This window comes from Mesorhizobium sp. M2E.F.Ca.ET.219.01.1.1 (assembly GCF_004016445.2).
Lineage (GTDB): Bacteria > Pseudomonadota > Alphaproteobacteria > Rhizobiales > Rhizobiaceae > Mesorhizobium.
In genome coordinates, this window is the sequence record NZ_SADT02000001.1 from 1,457,787 (window position 1) to 1,478,444 (window position 20,658).

Consider the following 20,658-nt stretch of genomic DNA (forward strand, 5'->3'; position numbering starts at 1 on the left):
CCGACTCCGCCCGACACGACCGGGACGGCTTGCCGCCCGATAGGCCGGTCTTTATCAAGGGCGGAAATTTCGAGGATTTTTCGGCCGCGAGTCGCCACAACGCCATGTTTTTCCGACTGCTACGCCTGATCTTGGTCGTCATCGTCGCTGTCTTCGGTCAGCCGGCGTTCGAGGCGTCGGCGCAGGCGATCGGTCACGGCTCGTCGCAGCTCATTGCCGACCAGACCAAGGTCATCCAGGACCTGACGACCAAGACCGACGGCCTGGAGAAAAAACTCAGCGACCCCGACGAGGACGATGCGGGGCTTGTCGATATCCGCCTGCAGCTCGAGGATATTTCGCGGGCGGCGCTGACCAGCGCGCTGGCATTCCGCCAGCGCCTCAACGACATCAACGCCCGCGTCCAAGTGCTTGGACCGCCGCCGGCGCAGGGGCAGCCACCCGAGCCGGCGATCGTCAGCAACGAGCGCGGCGCGCTTGCCTCGGAGAAGGCCGAGATCAACGCGGTCGTCGCGAGCGCGCAAAACCTGTCGATCCGCGTCAACGGGCTGCTCGACAAGATCGCGGTGATGCGCAGCGAGCTTTTCCGCAACGTCATCACCAAGCACTACGACCTGACCGACGCGCTGAGCCCGCAGGCTTTTTCCGACGCGCATGACCAGTTCACGGGTCTCTACAAGGCGGTGTCGTCGTGGCTGAGCTTCGCGCTCAAGTTCAAGTTCCAGGCAATTCTTGCCGCGACCTTCATGGCGCTGGCGCTGGCAGCGGTGCTTTTCATCGGCGGCAGGCGCCTGTTCGGCCGCATCTTCGAGCCCGATCCAACCGTTGAAGAGCCATCCTATCTCAGCCGGCTTTCCGTCGCCTTCTGGTCGACATTGCTGCCGACCGCGGCGCTTGGCGCCTTTTTCGCTTCGGCCGTGTTCTTCTTCAACTACTACACCGTGTTGCGTGGCGATATCGGCACGTTCCTCAACGCCTTGCTGGCCGTGATCGGCACGGTGTTCTGCGTCAACCGGCTGACCAATGCGGCGCTCGAGCCACGCCTGCCCAACTGGCGGCTGATCCCGATTGCGACCGGTCCGGCGCGCTGGCTCGTTGGTCTGGCAACGGCAATGGCCATCGTATTGGGCCTCAACTACTTCCTGTCGGTAGTCAACGAGAAGATGGGGTCGCCGCTTTCGCTGACGATCGCCAGGAGTTTCGTCGCCACCATCATCGTCGGCGTCATCCTGATCCTGATGGGGTTGCTGCGGCCGTTCAGGGCGGCCGACGGTTCATGGCGCCCGTGGCCGGCTTGGCTTCGCTTCATCGCCATCGGGCTCGGCCTGTTCACCATCGCCGCGGCGCTGCTCGGCTATATCGGCCTGGCGCTTTTCGTTTCGTTCCAGGTCGTGGTCACCGGCACCGCGCTGGTGACGGCCTATATCGGCTTCCTGTCGGCGCGCGCGATCGGCGAGGAAGGCGGCTTCGCCGACACGTCGGTCGGGCGCTGGCTTTCGGAAAAGTCCAGCTACGAGGATACCGCCCTCGACCAACTCGGCCTGGTGGTCAGCATCGCCATCAACCTGATGATTGTGCTGGTGTTCCTGCCACTGATCCTTCTGATGTGGGGTTTTCAGCCGGGCGACATCGAGGCCTGGGCCTACAAGCTCGCGACCGGCATCACGATCGGCTCGGTGACGATCTCCTTCCTCGGTATCCTCAGCGGCATCGTCGTCTTCTTCATCGGCTATTTCCTGACGCGTTGGTTCCAGGGCTGGCTGGACGGCTCGGTGATGGCGCGCGGCAAGGTCGATGCCGGCGTGCGCAATTCGATCCGGCTCGGTGTCGGCTATGCCGGCGTGGCGATCGCCGGCCTGGTCGGCATCTCGGCCGCCGGCATCGATCTTTCCAACCTGGCGCTGGTTGCCGGCGCCCTTTCGCTGGGCATCGGCTTCGGCCTGCAGAATGTCGTCTCGAATTTCGTTTCGGGCCTCATCCTGCTTGCCGAGCGGCCTTTCAAGGTCGGCGACTGGATTGTCGCCGGCGATGTCAGCGGCACGGTGCGCAAGATCAGCGTGCGCGCCACCGAGATCGAGACCTTCCAGCGGCAGTCGGTGATCCTGCCCAATTCGAACCTCATAAACAACGCGGTCGGCAACTGGACGCATCGCAACAAGTTGGGGCGGGTCGAAATCAAGGTCGGCGTCGCCTATGGCAGCGACGTGAGGCGCGTCCATGCCATCCTGCTGGATATTGCCCGCGCCCATCCTATGGTGCTGAAGAATCCGGAGCCGTTCGTCCTCTTCGCCAATTTCGGGGCTGCCGCGCTCGAGTTCGAGATTCGCGTCTTCATTGCCGACATCATGAACAGCAGCGTCGTGCAGAACGATATTCGTTTCGCCATCTTCGATATCTTCGAGGACGAGCGGATCGAAATCCCGTCGACGCCGCGCGCCGTGGTCGAGACGAACAAGCACGAAGCCTGGCCGATCGACGACGACAAGATCGAAGCCGAATTCGCGGAGCGCGAGAGGCTGGAAGAGGAAGCCGCGGCAGAGCGGGAACGGCTCGCCAAGATGAAGCGGAGGGGCCGCAAGCCAGATCCGGGCTAAGGCGCATTGATATTCAGGTGAGGCCGGCCTGCAAATGACGGCTTCCTGCGCTTCCAGCTTTCGCCGGCCGAAGCCCTCATAAATGTTTCCGCCCCATGAAGGCTACAGTCGGCGTAGGCCGGTTCTCGGAGACCACCATTTTCGGCAAGGCCCGACCTTCTGTGGTGTCGCCTGTGCAGCCCAAACCGATTGTGGCATGAATGCGGCATTCAGTTGCGGTTCATGTAACATCTCATATAAGCTCCGACGCAAAGGGCGAGAATGCCTTGCAAATTTGAACAGAGGCGGTGTGTGAAACACCGGAATTGCAATGTGGAAGTCTGTCGTTGCCGCCATCGCTTTCTTGGCCTTGGGCGGTTCGGCTTTCGCCGCCAGCGCGATCAACAGGGACGCTCAGACGCGGACCCTGGTCGTGACTGAAGGCGGCGCCAAGAGCGAGCTGACGCTCGGTGCCGGCGAGACGGTGGAGTTCTGCTCGAACGGCTGTTTCGTGACCCTCCCCAATGGTGACCTCGAAGCGCTGACCGGTTCGGAGACGGTCGAAATTTCGGGCGGGACCGCCCGCATCAAGTAACGCGCCACGGTCGGCGCGACAAGATTGGCAAAGGCCGGACCGATGTTCGGCCTTTTATCGTTTCCGGTAGCCGACGCTTAACGATGACGCCCGAAAAACCGGTATGACCATGCTCTGCAACCGGACGTTTTAACGTTCGCTGCGTCATCCCCGGCTATATCTGCCCCCAAGGACGCCGGCACACGGCGTGGGTTGAATTGGCGCGTGGTCCTTTCCGAGAGCGGAGTTCCGGGATCCTGCGCTCGATCGGGGCAGGACAATGGACGCGAGGTCGGACAGGAACGCAATTCCGCTCGCGGTCGATCTCGACGGTACGTTGGTTGCAACGGACCTTCTGTGGGAAGGCCTGTTCATCCTCCTCAAGAAGAATCCGCTCTATTTCCTTCTGCTGCCGCTCTGGCTGACGGGCGGTCCGGCGCGGCTTAAGCAGGAAATATCCCTGCGCGTCGACATCGACCCGGCCTCGCTGCCTTACCGCCAGGAATTGATCGACCGTTTGCGCGCCGAGCATCGGGAGGGCCGCAAAATCGTGCTGGCGACGGGAACGCCGCGCAAATTCGCCGAGGCGATCGCGGCGCATCTCGGCATCTTCGATCGCGTGCTGGCGACCGACGGCCCGCATAACATGACCTCGGGCCGCAAGTGCGCCGCTCTGGTCGCCGCCTATGGCGATGCCGGCTTCGATTATGCTGGCAACAGCCGCCACGACCTCAAAGTGTTCGATGCCGCGCGCAACGCGCTGGTGGTGGCGCCCGACCGCAGCGCCCGGCGCTGGCGGGAGGCGCATCAAGCCGAGGCCGTGCCGGCGCCGAAGCCGACGCTCACAACCTACGTCAAGATGCTGCGCATGCATCAGTGGCTGAAGAACGCGCTGATCGCCGTGCCGATGGTGCTCTCGCACGAATATTTCAATCCCAATATGATCTGGGAATGCCTGCTGGCGTTCGTCTCCTTCAGCGCCGTGGCGTCCGCCATCTACATCCTCAACGATTTCTTCGACCTGGCCCTCGACCGCAAGCATCCGACCAAGCGCAACCGGCCGTTTGCCAGCGGCGCATTGTCCATTCCGTTCGGCATGGGCGCGATCGTGGCGCTGCTTGCGATCGGCGTCGCGGCGGGCCTCTTCCTTCCGATCGAATTCCTCGGCGTGCTTGCCGGCTATCTCGTCGTCACCACTGCCTATTCGCTATCGTTCAAGCGCATGCTTCTGATCGACGTGCTGACGCTTGCCGGCCTCTACACGATCCGCGTGCTGGCGGGCGCGGCCGCCACCGGCGTCGACGTTTCCTTCTGGTTGCTCGCCTTCTCGATCTTCTTCTTCCTGTCGCTGGCGCTGGTGAAGCGCTTCGTCGAATTGCGCACCACCGCCATTCCGCCGGGCGAGCGCATCGCCGGCCGCGGCTACCGCACCGAGGACCAGGAGATCGTCGCCCAGGCCGGCATGGCGTCGGCCTTCTCCTCGGCGCTGGTCCTGGCGCTCTATATGGACAGCCCGGCGGTGCGCGAGCTTTACCCGCATCCCTGGCTGATATGGCCGCTGGCGCCGATCGTGCTCTATCTCACGATGCGCGTCTGGATCCTCGCCCGGCGCGACGAGATGCATGACGACCCGGTCGTCTTCATCATCCGCGACTGGCGCAGCCAGATCGTCGTCGCCATCGGCGCGGTCTTCCTCGTCGCGGGAGGCTGGTGATGGGCCAAGAGCGCTTCGGCAGCTTTGGACGGGCGACGCCGCCTGCGCGCAACACGATTGCGGCGGATGAGGCTATCGCGCTTTTGAAAGGCGGCACGGCAAGGCCGGGATCGCTGCTCGGCTACGGCAACGGCCGCTCCTATGGCGACAGCTGCCAGAACGATGCCGGCGTGGTGGTCGACATGCGGCCGCTCAACCGCATCCGTTCCTTCAACGCAGAGACCGGTGTGCTCGAAGCGGATGCCGGCACGCTGCTTTGCGACATCATCGCTTATGCCGCACCTTACGGCTTCTTTCCGGCCGTGGTGCCAGGCACGCAGTTCGTGACGTTGGGCGGTGCGATCGCCAACGACGTCCACGGCAAGAACCATCACCGGCGCGGCACCTTCGGCTGCCATGTCGAGGCTTTGGCGCTGCTTCGGTCCGACGGCCGAACCTATCGCTGCTCGCAGACCGACAATGTCCGCCTGTTCGGGGCGACGATCGGCGGCATGGGGCTGACGGGGCTTATCCTGTCGGCATCGATCAAGCTGATGCGGGTGCCGTCGCTCGATATCACGGAAAGTGCAACGCAGTTTCGCAATCTCGGCGAATTCTTCGATCTTGCCGAGGCGGCCGACCAAGCCAACGAATATGCCGTCGCCTGGATCGACCAGCTTGCCGGCGGCCACGGGCGCGGGCGAGGGCTTTTGTTCACCGGCAATCACGCAGAGCACGGCTCGCACGCCGCCGCGAATGCCGGCAGCCGGCTTTCCGTGCCGGTGCAGCCGCCACTCAATGTGCTGAACCGGCCCTTCCTCACTGTCTTCAACGCGGCTTACCGCTGGAAAAAGGGCAAGTCCACGACCCCACGCCAAGCGGGCTATCAGGGTTTCTTCTTTCCGCTCGACGGCGTCCGCGACTGGAACCGGCTCTACGGACCGCGCGGGCTTTTCCAGCATCAGAGCGTGGTGCCGGAAACCAACGCGCGCCGCATCGTGCCGGCGCTGCTCGAGACGGCCCGGCGGGCGGGACAGGGATCGTTCCTGACGGTGCTCAAGCGCTTCGGCGATGTCCGCTCGCCGGCGCTGCTGTCGTTCCCGCGGCCCGGCTACACGCTGACGCTCGATTTCCCGAACCGGGGCGAAAGGACATTGCGGCTGCTCGCCGAGCTTGACCGCATTGCGGTCGAGGCGGGCGGGGCGGTCAACCCCTACAAGGACGCCAGGATGGGGCCCGAGACATTCGCCGCGTCGTTCCCGCAATGGCAGCGGCTGGAGGCGCTTCGCGACCCGGCTTTCATATCGAGCTTCTGGGCGCGTACCGCCATGAGATTGGAGATCACAGAAGGGAGAGCTGAAGCCGCGGAATAGATAAAAGTCGAATAGATCATGGTAAATAAAGTGTTACACCATGGTTTACTCAAAACAAGGTCGCGACTTCACGAAATATTTGCAGGTTTGTAATAGGACCGCCCGAGGGGCGGGGTGGCAACAATGAAATACATAGTCTTCATTCTCTTCACGGTCATGACCAATGCCGCGGCGCAGCTGATGCTGAAGCAGGGCATGATGTCGATGGGGCCGATCTCCTTCGAAGGCGTCAATCCGCTCGTCAAGCTGCTGCAGATCGTGTTCAGCCCCTGGGTGTTCCTTGGCCTGTGCACCTTCGTCATCTCGATGGCGTCGCATCTTTACGTGCTGTCCAAGGTCGAGCTCAGCTTCGCCTATCCCTTCCTCAGCCTCGCCTATGTCGCGGTGGCGATCTTTGCCTATTTCGTCTTCCGCGAGGACCTCAATGGCTGGCGCATAGCAGGCATCGCCTGCATCTGCGTCGGCACGATCCTGATCGCCCAGAGTGGCAGAGAAATGGGTGGGCGCGGGCATGAGGATCGGACCGCGTCCATCAATCCCGACAAGATCGGCACAAGCGAGATCGTTCGATGAGACATGTGATTTTCGGCGGCGACGGTTTCGTCGGCCGTCATCTTGCCCCCAAGCTTGTCGCGGATGGCGAGACCGTCGTCGTCGCCGACATCGTCAAGAGCGACCTGCCACATTACCGTTCGATGCGCTTTATCACCTGCGACGTGACCGATCCGGTCTCGGTCGCTGCGGTTGGGCTCAAGGCCGACGACATGGTCTACAATCTGTCGGCCAAGATGCTGTCGCCGATCCAGGTGCGCGCCAAGCGGCACGACTTCTTCTTCCCGGTGAATTTCCACGGCACCGAGAACATCATCCAGGCGATGGACAAGGCCGGCGCGCAGAGGCTCGTCCACTACACGACCGACATGATCTACGGCCACACGGTGGTGCTGCCGATGACCGAGGATCATCCGGTCGCGCCGCTCGGCGAATATGGCCTGTCGAAGCTGAAGACCGAAGAGCTCGCCGCCGAATGGCGCGAGCGCGGCATGTCGATCTCGCTGTTTCGGCCGCGCCTGATCATCGGTCCTGGACGCCTCGGCATCCTGGAAAAACTCTTCAAGCTGATCGACTGGAATCTTCCCGTGCCGATGATCGGCTCCGGCAGGAATCCTTACCAGTTCATCTCCGTGTTCGACTGCGCCGAAGCCGCCCGCGCCGCCTGGAAGGCCGGGGTCCCGAACGAGGCCTATAATCTCGGCTCGCTCAATCCGCCGCCGGTCAAAAAATTGCTCGGCGACCTGATCCGCCATGCCGGCTCGAAGTCGATCCTGCTGCCGACGCCCGGTTGGGCGGTCAAGCGCACGCTTGACCTGCTCGATCTGTTGAACATGCCGATCATGGACCCGGAGCAATATCTGATCGCCGACGAGGAATGCGTGCTCGACGTGTCCAAGGCCGAGCGCCAGCTCGGCTGGGTGCCGCAATATCGCGACGAGGACATGCTGATCGCCGCCTACAGCGAATACCGCGCCAAGAAGGACGGCCACGCCGTCGCCACCGAACACTTGCCCGCCGAATAAAGCGCGAAGGGGAGATCTGAGATGACCGTCATGGCCAAGCCGGAACAGACAGGCACGCGCACGCTGGTCGATGCGCCGGCACTTTCACCCGCTACCATCGTCAAGCCCGATTTGATCAGCGTCGAACAGGCCAAGGCGATGGATGTCGCCCGCATCACCGACCTGTTCAAGGCGCATCTCAATCCTGGACAGCTGCATTTCATGAAGCTGCTCGGCTTCCACAAGGTCAAGATAGAGCGCGCCGAGGGCATGTTCTATATCGACCAGAACGGCCGCAAGATCCTCGATTTCTTTGGTGGCTTCGGTTCGCTGGCCTTCGGCCACAACCATCCGCGCATCCTGGAAGCCCGCAAAAAGTTCCAGGAGGAGAAGCGCCAGGAGATCGCCATCGCCTTCATGTCGCAATATGCGGCGGCGCTCGCGCACAACATCGCCAAATGCTCGCCTGGCGATCTCGACATGGTGTTCCTCGGCTCGTCGGGCTCGGAAGCCATGGAAGCGGCGGTGAAGCTCGCCGAGCGCGCCGCCGGTCCGAAGCGGCCGAAAATCGTCTATGCGGAGAATTCCTTCCACGGCAAGACCAAGGGCGTGCTGGCGATCACCGACGGCCAGCTCTACCGCGCCGACTTCAAGGTCGCGGACAATGTCGTGCGGGTTCCTTTCGGCGACATCGATGCCGTCGAGCGGCTGTTCAAGAGCGATCCGGAGATCGGCATCATCGTGCTGGAAACCATCCAGGGCGGTGGCGGCATCATCCAGGCTCCGGCCGAGTACTGGCAGAAGCTGCGCGCGCTGTGCGACCGGCACGGCGTGCTGTGGGTCGCCGACGAGGTGCAGTGCGGCTATGGCCGCTCCGGCCGCTTCTACGCCTTCGAGCATTACGGCGTGGTGCCGGATGTGACGGCGCTGGCGAAATCGCTCGGCGCCGGCAAGGCGGCGGTCGGCGCCATGATCGCTAGGCGCGACGTCTACATGAAGGCCTATGGCACGCCGAAGACGGCGATGATCCACGCCATGGCGACCTTTGGCGGCATGGGCGAGGCCTGCGTCACCGCGATCGAGGGCATCAATGTCCTCTATGAAGAAGGGTTGATCGACAACGCCGCCTCGACCGGCGAGTACCTTCTGCAGCGGCTCAAGGCGCTGAAAGAAAAATATCCGAAGATCATCAAGGACGTGCGCGGCAAGGGTTTCATGATCGGGCTCGAGTTCCACGATTTCTCGCAGACCCTGCCGATGGTGCTGCGCCCGGTGGTGAGCGTGCTCGACGACAAGCTCAAGGGCTCGCTGTCCGGCTTCGTCGGCTCGCTCTTGCTGCGCGATTACGACGTGCTCGTCGCCTTCACCGAATACAACCGCAACGTCATCCGGCTCGAGCCGCCGCTGATCTGCCGGCCCGAGCATGTCGACCGCTTCGTCGACGCCTTCGACAGCCTGTTGTCGCGCGGCATCGTGGCGATCGTGAAGGATTTCGTGAAAAGCCAGGTCGGTAAATAAGAGGCCGCCGAGCATGCTGACCAGGCCGTCCGCTCCGACCAATCCGCTGGAACGATTGACCGGCGCCGGCCTGGCGTGGGGCGAGGGGACCTACGCGAAATGGGCCGCACCGATCGGAGCGGTCGCCTTCTCGCTCTATATCCTGCTGACCGCCGCGACCGCCTGGTTCATGCCCGACGCCAATTGGGACATGCTGCCCTATCTGGCGATCGCCGAGGAAGGCACCTATCCCGATCCGCAGACCCTGCATGATTATGCCTACAATGCGGTCAAGGACGGCGTGTCCGCCGGTGACTACAAGACCTTGACCGATGATGGCGGGGGCTTCCGCAGCCACATGGCGCAGAACGCCGCCGACTTCCATTCGCTGCTCGGCATGTACTGGATCAAGTTCCTTTATGCGGAAATCCTGTCCAGCCTCAGCCATGTCGTCTCGCCGGTCGAGGCGATGCGGCTGGTGCAGGGTTTTTCGGTGCTGCTGTTCGGCGCCATCACGCTCGCCTGGCTGCGCGCGGAAGGCGCGCTGGCGCTGGCGCCGGTCGTCGGCGCGATCCTGATCATGGCCGATTTCGGCGACGCGGCGCGCGCCTCGACGCCCGACCTTCTGTGCTCGGCGTTGTTCCTTGGCGGGCTCTTTGCTTATGTGCGCAGGCGCGAGGCAGCGACGGCGGCCCTCCTTTTCCTCGCCTTCATGGCTAGGCCGGACAACATCGTCTTCCTCGCCATCTTCGCGGTGCTGCTCGTCGCCTTCCGCGAGAGGGCATGGGGCGCGCTGGCCGGCTTCGTTGCTTCCTTTGTCGCCTATTTCGCCATCTCGCACTGGGCGCAACACCCGGGCTGGTGGCCGCATCTGTGGTTTTCCAGCATCGAGCAGCACCACAATATGGACGGGTTCGAACCGCCATTTTCGATCGCGGCTTATCTAAAGGCCTTCGCCGCTTCGGTGGTGCGCGCCATCAGCGTCAACAGCTGGGTCGGTGTCTCGGTACTGGCTTTGGCCGGCTGGTATGGGCTGGAGCGCGCCGGCTTCCGGCTGGATCGCCGCGCCAGCATCCTGCTGGCGGCGCTGGTGCTCGGCGTGCTGGCGAAATTCGCGGTCTTCCCGATCCACGACACCCGCATCTACTTTCCCAACCTGTTGCCGCCCTTCCTGCTGCTCGCCGCGCCGTTGATGGCGCTGTGGGCTGCGAGCCAGGGTGGGCGCCGCGCCGTGCCGCAGGTCATTCCCGGAGACAAGCCATGAGCTCGCTTTCCAGCTTCGCGCGCGTTCTCCTGTCGCTCGTTCTCCCGGCAGGTCTGCTCGATCGCGGCCCGGCTTTGCATGGCACGAAGTTCCTGGCCAAAGCTGCCTTGAAGGCGCGCTTCGGCGGCAGCCAGCCGTTCCAGATGGTCAATGTCGGCGCCTGCGACGGCGCGCTGTTCGACGACGTGACGCCCTGGCTGCACCGGATCTCCGGGGCGCGCGCCATGCTGGTCGAGCCGATCCCCTACAATCAGAAGCGGCTTCGCGCCAACTACCCGGATACAAGCCGCTTCGTCATCGAACCGGTGGCTGTCACGAAAACCAAGGGCACGATCACCGTCCATACCTTCGATGCCGCCGCGCTCGAAGCCGGCACGTTGCCGATCGAGTTCATCGGCTGCTCGTCTGTGACCGATACCAATCTGATGTCGGGCAAGAACGCCTGGGGCGAGGCGGACGCCAACTTCAACAAATTCGCGCCGCATCTGAAGGACATCGAGGTGCCGTCGGAGACCTTGCAGACACTGCTCGACCGCAACGGCATCGCCCATATCGACGCCTTCCTGGTCGACTGCGAGGGCGCCGACTGGATGGTGTTCGAGCAACTCGACCTTGAGCGCTATCGCCCCGGCATGATCAAGATCGAGGTCGGCGCGCTGCCTGCCGCCGAGATCGGCCAGGTCGTGGTCAAGCTCAAGACCGCTGGTTATCAGGTCGGCTTCCAGGCCGAGGACATCTGGGCCTTCGCCTGAGAGGAATTCCATTCCGAGCCAAGTCCGGACGCGGGGTCGCGCCGCACCTGCGGCGTGTCGCAAACAGGCGGTAGCCCGATCCGCGTCCTCTGCATATTGTGCGCCATTCGAAAGGGCGCAGGCGCGCCCGTTTTATGCTTCTGGAGTCGCGGGCAATGGCAGAGTTTCCGAAAAAGGCGAAGGTCGTCATCGTCGGTCTGGGCGGTATCGTCGGCGCGTCCGTCGCCCACCACCTGATCGAGCGCGGCTGGGACGACATCCTCGGCATCGACAAGTCGGGCATCCCGACCGATATCGGCTCGACGGCGCATGCCTCGGACTTCTGCTACACGACCAGCCACGATTTCCTCTCCTGCTGGACGACGCTCTACTCCATCGATTTCTACGAGAAGATGGGGCATTACGCGCGCGTCGGTGGCCTGGAGGTCGCGCGCGTGGGCGACGATGCCCGCATGGACGAGATCAAGCGCAAGATCGCCTCCGCCAAGGCGTTCGGCACCCGTGCGCGGCTGATCGAGCCGGCCGAGATCAAGGAAAAATTCCCGCTGATCGAGGAGCATCTGGTGCAGGGCGGCCTGTGGGACCCGGATGCCGGTCTCGTCATTCCGCGCTCGCAGACGGTGGCCGGCAAGCTGGTCGACCAGGGCGTCGCTTCCGGCAAGCTGCAGGCTTTCGCCAACACCTCGGCCAAGGAACTGATCGTCGAAAACGGCCGCATCAAGGGCGTGGTGACCGAGCGCGGCACGATCGAGGCCGATTATGTCGTGGTCTGCACCGGCATCTGGGGGCGGCTCACCGCAGCGCTGGTCGGCGAGGACCTGCCGGTCATGCCGATCGACCATCCGCTGACCTTCTTCGGCCCCTATAACGAGTTTGCCGGCACCGGCAAGGAGATCGGCTGGCCGCTGCTGCGCGACCAGGGCAATTCGGCCTATATGCGCGACACAGGCGATCCGAAGACCGCCGAGGGCGGGCAGATCGAATGGGGTTATTACGAGGAGACCAATCCGCGCCTCTGCCACCCGCGCGATCTGCTCGAAAAGCATGAGGCGCGGCTGTCGCCATCGCAGCGCGACCTCGACATGGAGCAGATCCTGGCGCCGCTGGAGCGCGCCATGGAACTGACGCCGATCCTGGGCGAGCTCGGCTACAATGAAGGCCATTCCTTCAACGGGTTGCTGCAGGTGACCACCGATGGCGGCCCGTCCATGGGCGAGAGCCAGAAGGTGAGGGGCCTGTGGTACGCCGTCGCCATCTGGGTCAAGGACGGACCGGGCATGGGCAAGCTCATCGCCGACTGGATGACCGACGGCCGCACCGCGATCGACCATCACCAGATCGATTATTCGCGCTTCTACTCGCACCAGACGCAGGAACAGTTCATCTGGGATCGCTGCACCGAGACGGCGATGAAGGTCTACAATCCGGCCGTCCATCCGCGCGAGCCGTTCTCGAAGGGCCGCAACATCCGCCGCTCGCCCTTCTGGGAGCGCGAGAAGGAGCTCGGCGGCTATTTCATGGAACTCGGCGGCTGGGAGCGCGCCCATGGCTACGCTGCCAACGAGCATCTCCTGGAGAAATACGGCAACCGCGTGCCGGTGCGCGAGAACGAGTGGGACAACCGCCATTTCTGGCGCGTCTCCAATGCCGAGCATCTGGCGATGAGCGAGGATTGCGGCATCGTCAACCTGTCGCATTTCTCGATGTACGACGTCGAAGGGCCCGACCATGTCGCGCTGCTCGAATGGCTATGCGCAGCCAAGATCGGCGGCGACAACAACATCGGCAAGGGCATCTATACCCACTTCCTCGACGAGGAGGGCATGGTGCGCGCCGACTTCACCGTCATCCGCATGGCCGACCGCTGTCGGGTGATCGACGGCGCCGACGCCGGCCCGCGCGACTTCCGCTACATGCAGCGCACCGCGCAGGACAAAGGCTTTGATGCCACCGTCACCGACGTGACCGAGAAATACGTCACCATCGGCATCTGGGGGCCGAATGCCCGCACAACCTTGCAGAAGGTAGTCGAGAACCCCGAGGGTCTGACGCCGGAGAATTTCCCCTTCGCGGCGATCAAGCCGATCCGGATCGCCGGCAAGGATGTGACGGCCTTCCGCATCTCCTATGTCGGCGAGCAGGGCTGGGAACTGCATATGCGCTACGAGGACGGGCTCGCCGTCTGGGACGCGCTGCGCTCGACCGGCGTCATGCCGTTCGGCGTCGAGACCTATGCCAACACGCGCCGCATGGAAAAGAGCCTGCGCCTTCAGAACGCCGACCTGTTGACCGAATACAATCTGCTCGAGGCCGACCTTGCCCGCCCGAAGGTCAAGGAGAACGACTTCTGCGGCAAGGCCAAGCATCTGGAATACCGCGCCCGCGAGCACCAGCCCGCGATGCTGTGCACGCTGGTGATGATCGAGAACACCGATTCCAAGGGCGTGGCGCGCTATCCGGTCGGCACCATGCCGGTGATGGACCCGGCGACGGGCGAGACGCTGGTCGACGAGCTCGGCCGGCGTTCCTTCACCACATCGGTCGCCTACGGCCCGACCATCGGCAAGAACATCGCGCTTGCGTATCTGCCCTGGGCCTATGCCCAAGAAGGCCGCAAGCTGCAGGTCGAGTATTTCGGCGAGACCTATCCGGTCGAGGTTGCGGGAGTGGGTTACAAGCCGCTCTACGACCCGGAGAACCGCAAGCCGAGGAGCTGAGATCGCGGACGTCGCGGAGCGTCGATGCAAAAGCCCGGCTTCGGTCGGGCTTTTGTTTTTGTGCGGACCGAGAATGTCACCTGGAGCGGGTCACCGTCGAAGGAAACGGCGAACCGCTCCAGCTCTTTGTTTTGACGCAATTCCGGACGGAAAACCGCTCACACTTTTCTTGGAATTGCTCTAGCGTCGCACCGGGCGGAGGAAGCGGCTTGCAACGGCTCGGCTGGGACAGGAAGAACGATGCGTTCGTCTTCACGATGAAGGGGAACATTCCCGTTCACGTCAGCTGGACGTTTGCCATCCCCGCCGCCTTGCCGTTCCTGCATGAGTGGTCGAGACGTCCCCAGGTCGCCCTGATCCACACCGCCATATTCGCCGCGCTGCTGTTCCTGTCGGTGTTTCTGCATGAACTTGCCCATGTCTGGGCAGCGCGACGGCGCGGCATCGGCACCCAGCGGATAGACCTGTACCTGTTCGGCGGAATTGCCTGGTTCAAGCCCGGCACGGCTTCGCCCTATGGCTGGGCATGGATCGCCTTCGCCGGGCCGTTGGTGAACATCATCCTGGCGGCAGGTTTCGCAACTGCCTATTGCCTTTTTGCCCGGCCCTTGCTGCCTGTCGATCCGGACGGTCTTTTCAGTTCGCCGCCGCCGAGACCGGACACACTTTTGGAATGGACGCTTTGGCTTGGCGCCCTGGTGAATGCGGTTCTGGCCGTTCTCAACCTGCTCCCGGCCTTTCCGCTCGATGGCGGGGCGATCGCCCGGCATCTGCTGGCGCCGCGTTTCGGCGCGGATACCGCCGTGCGGATCGTCGGCTTCTGCGGCGTCGTGCTTTCGATCCTGCGTTTCGCGGTCATTGTGCCTGCGGCAATGGCCGGAATTCTGTTGTGGTTTCCGCCTTCCTTCAGGCCGAACTGGCGGGCGTTTCGCGCCGCCGGCAATAAGAAGTCCGTTCCGCAGCATCCGGCTTGATGTGCAGGGGGCCAGCGGCTTATGTGGCCCGATCAGAAGCCTGCGAAAGCCTACGCCCCATGCGCATCCTGTCCGACGCCTTCATTCCCGAACTGCCCAATCACTATCACGGCAAGGTGCGCGAAAATTACGATCTGCCGGACGGGCGCCGCGTCATCATCGCCACCGACCGTTTGAGCGCGTTCGACATCATCCTGGCCTCGATCCCGTTCAAGGGCGAGGTGCTTACCCAGACGGCGCGCTACTGGTTCGAGGAGACCGCCGACATCTGTCCCAACCACGTGCTGGAATATCCCGACCCCAACGTCGTCGTCGGCACGCGGCTCGACATGCTGCCGGTCGAAATGGTCGTGCGCGGCTATCTGGCCGGCACGACCAGCACCTCGATTCTGACCAAATATCGCAAGGGCGAAAGGAGCTTCTACGGCCACAGCTTTCCCGACGGGCTGCGCGACAATGAAAAGCTGCCGCAAGCGATCATCACGCCGACCAGCAAAGCCGCCCATGGCGGCCATGACGAGCCGCTGTCGGAGGCCGAGATCATCGGAGAGCGGCTGCTCACGCAGGAACAGTGGGATACGGTATCGCGCTATGCGCTGCAGCTGTTCGCTCGCGGCCAGCAGCGCGCCGCCGAACGCGGCCTGATCCTGGCCGACACCAAATACGAATTCGGCACCGCGCCGGACGGCACCATCGTGCTGGCGGACGAGATCCACACGCCCGACAGCAGCCGTTATTGGATAGCGGCGAGCTATGACGAGGCGTTCGCAAGCGGCGGGCGGCCGCAGAGCTTCGATAAGGATTTCGTCCGGTCATGGGTGTCGGCGCGCTGCGACCCCTACAAGGATCCGATCCCCCCAATTCCCGACGAGATCATCAACCAGGCCTCGGCGGTCTATGTCCAGGCCTATGAAGCGATCACGGGGGCGAAATTCGTGCCCGACCTTTCCGGCGATACGGTGCTGGAGCGTATCCGTTCGAACCTCGCGCGGTATTTTTGAGGTTGCGCGCCGTCGGATTCGGCGCCCGGGAATTCCCGGCTTTTGTACGCGGTGATTTTCGCCTAACCTTCCGTCATGTCTGCTTATGCCCGCGCAAGGCATGTCTTTCCAGGCGGCGCCGCGCTGGCGCTGGCGCTTTGGCTGACGCAAGCGGCTTCTCCCGCCGAGCCTGTCGATGTCGAGCTGGTGCTGGCGGTCGATGTCTCTCTCTCCATGTCGCCGGCCGAGCTGGAGATCCAGCGTCACGGTTACGCCGCTGCGCTGACGCATGACAATGTGCTCAAGGCCATCGCCGACGGCGCCTATGGCAAGATCGCCGTCACCTATGTCGAATGGGCGGGCACGACCTGGCAGCGAGTCGTCGTGCCGTGGACCGTGATCGCCAACCGCGCCGACGCCGATGGGTTCGTCGCGAAGCTCGACGCCAACCCGCCGGACAGCGCCAGGCGGACCTCGATTTCCGGGGCGCTGAGCTTCGGCAGCGATCTGTTCGCAGAGAGCGGATTCCAGGGGACCAAGCGTGTTATCGACGTTTCCGGCGATGGACCGAACAATCAGGGCGCGCCCGTCGATCTCACGCGCGACGAGGTGGTCAAGCAAGGCATCACCATCAACGGCCTGCCGCTGATGACGCGCGGCGGCTTCAGCGGCGCCTTCGACGTCGAGAATCTCGACCGCTATTACAGCGACTGCGTCATCGGCGGACCGGGCGCATTCATGGTTCCTGTCAATGACTGGACGCAATTTCCCGAAGCGATCCGCCGCAAGCTGATGCTCGAGCTTGCCGGTCCAGCTTCACCGCAATGGGCGGCGGAAGAGGCCGCTCACCCGCCGATCGTGCGGATCGACGACAGGCCGGCCGCCGATTGCCAGGCCGGCGAGAAGATGTGGCGCAACCGCGGCTGGGGCATGCCGTGAGGGGTGCACAAGCAGGCGTTCGATCAGGATGACGTTTCGTTGAAACGTCGCTTCATTGACAAGCCTTTTGGCGTCTGTGAGACAATCTGGGCTCACCACAAAAAAGGGGAACCACAATGAACAGAACCACCATTTTCGCGGCGGCGCTGACGGTGGCCGCCGTGCTCGGCGCGCCGGCGATGGCCGCCACCTCGCTCACCATCGGCATCAGCGGCTGGACCGGCTTCGCGCCGCTGACTCTGGCCAAGCAGGCCGGGCTTTTCGAAAAGCACGGGCTCGACGTCACGCTGAAGAAAGTGCCGCAGGCGAGCCGCCCGCTGGCCATTGCCAGCGGCGACCTGCAATGCGCGGCGACCACGGTCGAGACCTGGATGGTGTGGAACGCCAGCGGCGTCACCACCAAGCAGATCTTCCAGCTCGACAAATCCTATGGCGCCGACGGTATCGTGGTGCGCAACGACATCAAGTCCGTCGCCGACCTCAAGGGCAAGAATGTCGCCTCGTCGGCGCCCGGCACGTCGCCCTATTTCCTGCTCGCCTGGGTGCTCAACAAGAACGGCATGTCGACCAAGGACGTCACCGTCGTCAATCTGGAGCCGGACGCGGCGGCGCAGGCCTTCCTGGCCGGCCAGAACGATGCCGCCGTGACCTACGAGCCATTCATTTCGGCCGTGCGCGACAAGGCCGACCAGGGCCACATCCTGGCGACCACGCTCGACTACCCGATGGTGCTGGACACCGTCGGCTGCACGCCGGACTTCCTCAAGGCCAATCCCGATGCCGCAAAGGCGCTCGCCGACAGCTATTTCGACGCGCTCGACCTGATCAAGAAGGATCCGCAGAAATCCTATGAGATCATGGGCGCCGATGTGAAGCAGTCGGCCAAGGAGTTCGAGGATTCGGCCAAGTACCTGAAATGGGCCGACAAGGAGGAGAACAAGCAGTTCTTCACCAAGGAGTTCCAGGATTTCTCCAAGACGGCTGCCGAGCTTTTGCTGCAGATGGGGCTGATCAAGGAAGTCCCGGACGTGTCGACGCTTGCCGATACCAGCGCGGTGGCCAACTGATCGCGCATCAGCCGATCGGCGGCGCAAGGCCGCCGATCCCTTCTCGCTAAAGCGCGTCGCGATCCTCCGGATACGCCCCTCGCGCTTTAGCTCTTTGATTTTGCGCATGTCTTACCCGAAACCGGTTCCCACTTCCGGGAGACGTGCTTTAAGGACAGGGCCTGATGCTGCGTCCCTTGCATCCCGTTCAGCCGGGCACGCGAACCGTGCTCGGCATCGCCTTCTTCATGCTGTTCGTGGCCTTCTGGGCGTGGATCACGCTCGGCGGCCATGTGAACCGGATTTTCCTGGCCGACCCGCTGTCGATGCTCAAGGACGGCTGGCGGCTGCTCGTCGAAGACCGGTTCTGGCTCGACATATTGATCACCATCTGGCGCGTCTTCGGCGGTTTCGTGCTGGCGTCGATCGTGGCGGTGCCGATCGGCATCGCCATGGGCGCCTGGAAGCCGGTCGAAGCCTTCCTCGAGCCGTTCGTGTCCTTTGCGCGCTATCTGCCGGCATCGGCCTTCATCCCGCTGCTCATCCTGTGGGCCGGCATTGGCGAATTCGAGAAGCTTCTGGTGATCTTCGTCGGCTCGGTGTTCCAGATCATCCTGATCGTCGCGGTCAAGGTCGGCGCTACGCGCCGCGACCTGGTCGAAGCCGCCTATACGCTGGGGGCGACCGACAACGGCATCGTCAAGCGCGTGATCATGCCCGCCAATGCGCCGGAGATCGCCGAAACGCTGCGGCTGGTGCTCGGCTGGGCGTGGACCTATGTCATCGTCGCCGAGCTGATCGGCTCGTCATCGGGCATCGGCTACATGATCATCAACAGCCAGTCGCGACTGGCGACCGGGCAGATCATCTTCGGCATCATCATCATCGGGCTGATCGGGCTTCTGTCCGATTTTGCTTTCAAGGCGCTCAACCGTTGGCTCTTTCCATGGAGCCTGGCGTGAGCAAGCTGCTGATCGAAGGCGTTTCGCGGACCTTTGCCGCGGTCGGCGGCGGCCAGCCGGTGCAGGCGCTGCAGCCGGTCGATCTTGCCGTCGCGGCCAATGACTTCATCACCATCCTCGGCCCGTCCGGCTGCGGCAAGTCGACTTTGCTCAGGATCGTCGCCGGACTGGAAGCTCCGAGCACGGGCCGCGTGCTGCTCGACGGCAAGGCGGTCACAAGGCCGGGACCGGATCGCGGCATGGTGTTCCAGTCCTACACGCTGTTTCCCTGGCTGACGGTCGCCGAAAACATCGGTTTCGGCCTGCGCGAGCAAGGCCGGCCCGAGCGCGAGCGCAACGAGATCGTCGCTTCCTATGTCGACCTGGTCGGCCTCAAGGGTTTCGAGAACCATTGGCCGAAGCAACTGTCGGGCGGCATGCAGCAGCGCACGGCGATCGCGCGGGCTTTAGCCAACGATCCCGCGATCCTTCTACTCGACGAGCCGTTCGGCGCGCTGGACAACCAGACGCGCGGGCTGATGCAGGAATTGCTGCTCGGCATATGGGAGCGGCGCAAGAAGACGGTGCTGTTCGTCACCCACGACATCGAAGAGGCGATCTTCATGGCGTCGCGGGTGATCGTGATGAGCGCACGGCCCGGACGTATCAAATCGGACGTGCAGGTCGACCTGCCGCATCCGCGCCACTACACGCTGAAGACGAGCCCGGAATTCTCCGCGCTCAAGGCACAGCTCACTGAAGACATCCGCATCGAGGCCATGCGGACGGCGCAGACGCAGTCCGCTTAGACTGCGTCTGCTGCCCGCTTAAGCCGCCAGCAACTGCTTGCGGTCGACGCGTTCCTGCTGCGGCGAGCGGGCATAGAGCTCGCGGTAGCATTTGGAGAAATGCGAGGCGGAGACGAAGCCGCAGGCCACCGCCACTTCGACCACCGGCATTGACGACTGGATGAGCAGGTGCCTGGCGCGGTCGAGCCGGATCTCCAGATAGTAGCGGGCGGGGGAGCGGCCCATCTCGGTGCGGAACAGGCGCTCGATCTGCCGGCGGGAAAGATCGACATGGTCGGCGATTTCGATCAGCGACAGCGGCTCGGAGAGGTTGGCCTCCATCAGCTCGATGATGGTGAGCACCTTGGAATTCTGGACGCCGAGGCGGGCGCGCAGCGGCAGGCGCTGGCGGTCGGTCGGGCTGCGCACGCGGTCGGTCAGCACCTGCTCGCAGACGCGGTTGACGAGGCTCTCGTCGAAATCATCGCCGATCAGCTTCAGCATCATGTCGAGCGCGGCGGTGCCGCCGGCGCAGGTGTAGATGTTCTGGTCGACCTCGAATAGGTCGGCGAAGACATTGGCTTTCGGGAAGGCCTCGGAGAAGCCCGGAAGGTTCTCCCAATGGATGGCGCAGCGCTTGTTGGAGAGCAGGCCGGCGGCGGCCAAGATATGGGCGCCGGTGCACAGGCCGCCCACGGCGACGCCGCGATTATACTCCTCGCGCAGCCAGGCAAAGGCCGATTTGTTGTGGTAGCGCTCGACATTGATGCCGCTGCAGACGATCGCCATGTTCGGCCGGTCCGGCCCGGCCATCTTCCTGCGCTCCTCCTCGAGCGAGGTGTTGACGGCACATTCGACGCCGTTCGAGGCGCGAACCGGCTTGCCGTCGATGCTTGCCAGGCGCCAGGCATAGGCCTCGTAGCCGAGCATCCGGTTGGCCGAGCGCAGCGGATCGAGCGCTGTCGCGAAAGCGATCATCGTGAAATCGGGA

Annotated in this window: 17 protein-coding genes; 16 read left to right on the forward strand and 1 reads right to left on the reverse strand. The window is 63.6% G+C overall.

Annotation, left to right across the window (positions count from 1 at the left end; translation table 11 throughout):
* Window positions 1-104: 104 nt before the first annotated feature.
* The 16 genes from EN862_RS06845 to EN862_RS06920 all read left to right on the forward strand — a co-directional run bounded on the left by EN862_RS06845 (window position 105) and on the right by EN862_RS06920 (window position 19,688).
* On the forward strand, window positions 105-2,594 hold the full coding sequence (locus EN862_RS06845; RefSeq protein ID WP_127863389.1) for a mechanosensitive ion channel family protein: 2,490 nt from the start codon (window positions 105-107) through the stop codon (window positions 2,592-2,594).
* Window positions 2,595-2,904: 310 nt separating this feature from the next.
* Window positions 2,905-3,168: a hypothetical protein gene (locus EN862_RS06850; protein ID WP_112127398.1), complete on the forward strand. Its 264-nt coding sequence runs from the start codon at window positions 2,905-2,907 to the stop codon at window positions 3,166-3,168.
* Between the two features lie 259 nt (window positions 3,169-3,427).
* The gene (locus tag EN862_RS06855) at window positions 3,428-4,861 is read left to right on the forward strand and encodes a UbiA family prenyltransferase (RefSeq protein WP_127863390.1); all 1,434 of its coding nucleotides are present in this window, start codon (window positions 3,428-3,430) and stop codon (window positions 4,859-4,861) included.
* A complete protein-coding gene (locus EN862_RS06860; RefSeq protein WP_127863391.1) occupies window positions 4,861-6,213 on the forward strand; it encodes an FAD-binding oxidoreductase in 1,353 nt (450 codons plus the stop codon). The genes EN862_RS06855 and EN862_RS06860 overlap by 1 nt, the downstream gene beginning before the upstream one ends.
* Before the next feature lie 123 nt (window positions 6,214-6,336).
* Entirely contained in the window at window positions 6,337-6,786 is a 450-nt protein-coding gene (locus tag EN862_RS06865; protein WP_127863392.1) for an EamA family transporter, read from the forward strand.
* Window positions 6,783-7,790, forward strand: a complete 1,008-nt coding sequence (locus EN862_RS06870; protein WP_127863393.1) for an NAD(P)-dependent oxidoreductase — start codon at window positions 6,783-6,785, stop codon at window positions 7,788-7,790. Before EN862_RS06865 ends, EN862_RS06870 begins: the two co-directional genes overlap by 4 nt.
* A 21-nt stretch (window positions 7,791-7,811) precedes the next feature.
* Complete coding sequence (locus EN862_RS06875) at window positions 7,812-9,287, forward strand: aspartate aminotransferase family protein (protein WP_127863394.1); 1,476 nt, start codon at window positions 7,812-7,814, stop codon at window positions 9,285-9,287.
* Between the two features lie 13 nt (window positions 9,288-9,300).
* Window positions 9,301-10,530 (forward strand): hypothetical protein, encoded by a 1,230-nt coding sequence (locus EN862_RS06880; protein WP_127863395.1) that lies wholly within the window; start codon window positions 9,301-9,303, stop codon window positions 10,528-10,530.
* Complete coding sequence (locus EN862_RS06885) at window positions 10,527-11,282, forward strand: FkbM family methyltransferase (protein ID WP_127863396.1); 756 nt, start codon at window positions 10,527-10,529, stop codon at window positions 11,280-11,282. The genes EN862_RS06880 and EN862_RS06885 overlap by 4 nt, the downstream gene beginning before the upstream one ends.
* A gap of 155 nt (window positions 11,283-11,437) precedes the next feature.
* Entirely contained in the window at window positions 11,438-13,999 is a 2,562-nt protein-coding gene (locus EN862_RS06890; RefSeq protein ID WP_127863397.1) for an FAD-dependent oxidoreductase, read from the forward strand.
* A 209-nt stretch (window positions 14,000-14,208) separates the two neighbouring features.
* Window positions 14,209-14,973, forward strand: coding sequence for a site-2 protease family protein (locus EN862_RS06895; RefSeq protein ID WP_127863398.1), 765 nt, complete (start codon window positions 14,209-14,211; stop codon window positions 14,971-14,973).
* Between the two features lie 59 nt (window positions 14,974-15,032).
* A complete protein-coding gene (locus EN862_RS06900) occupies window positions 15,033-15,974 on the forward strand; it encodes a phosphoribosylaminoimidazolesuccinocarboxamide synthase (RefSeq protein WP_127863399.1) in 942 nt (313 codons plus the stop codon).
* Window positions 15,975-16,049: 75 nt separating this feature from the next.
* Entirely contained in the window at window positions 16,050-16,892 is an 843-nt protein-coding gene (locus EN862_RS06905) for a DUF1194 domain-containing protein (RefSeq protein ID WP_127863400.1), read from the forward strand.
* 116 nt (window positions 16,893-17,008) lie between these two features.
* Window positions 17,009-17,959, forward strand: coding sequence for an ABC transporter substrate-binding protein (locus EN862_RS06910; RefSeq protein WP_127863401.1), 951 nt, complete (start codon window positions 17,009-17,011; stop codon window positions 17,957-17,959).
* 164 nt (window positions 17,960-18,123) lie between these two features.
* The gene (locus EN862_RS06915; RefSeq protein ID WP_189400879.1) at window positions 18,124-18,900 is read left to right on the forward strand and encodes an ABC transporter permease; all 777 of its coding nucleotides are present in this window, start codon (window positions 18,124-18,126) and stop codon (window positions 18,898-18,900) included.
* Window positions 18,897-19,688 carry an ABC transporter ATP-binding protein gene (locus tag EN862_RS06920; protein ID WP_127863402.1) on the forward strand — a complete coding sequence of 264 codons (792 nt, stop codon included), beginning with the start codon at window positions 18,897-18,899 and terminating at the stop codon, window positions 19,686-19,688. The genes EN862_RS06915 and EN862_RS06920 overlap by 4 nt, the downstream gene beginning before the upstream one ends.
* A gap of 18 nt (window positions 19,689-19,706) precedes the next feature.
* Here the strand turns inward: EN862_RS06920 and EN862_RS06925 are convergent, their stop codons facing one another.
* Entirely contained in the window at window positions 19,707-20,645 is a 939-nt protein-coding gene (locus EN862_RS06925; protein ID WP_348632067.1) for a GlxA family transcriptional regulator, read from the reverse strand.
* Window positions 20,646-20,658: the final 13 nt, after the last annotated feature.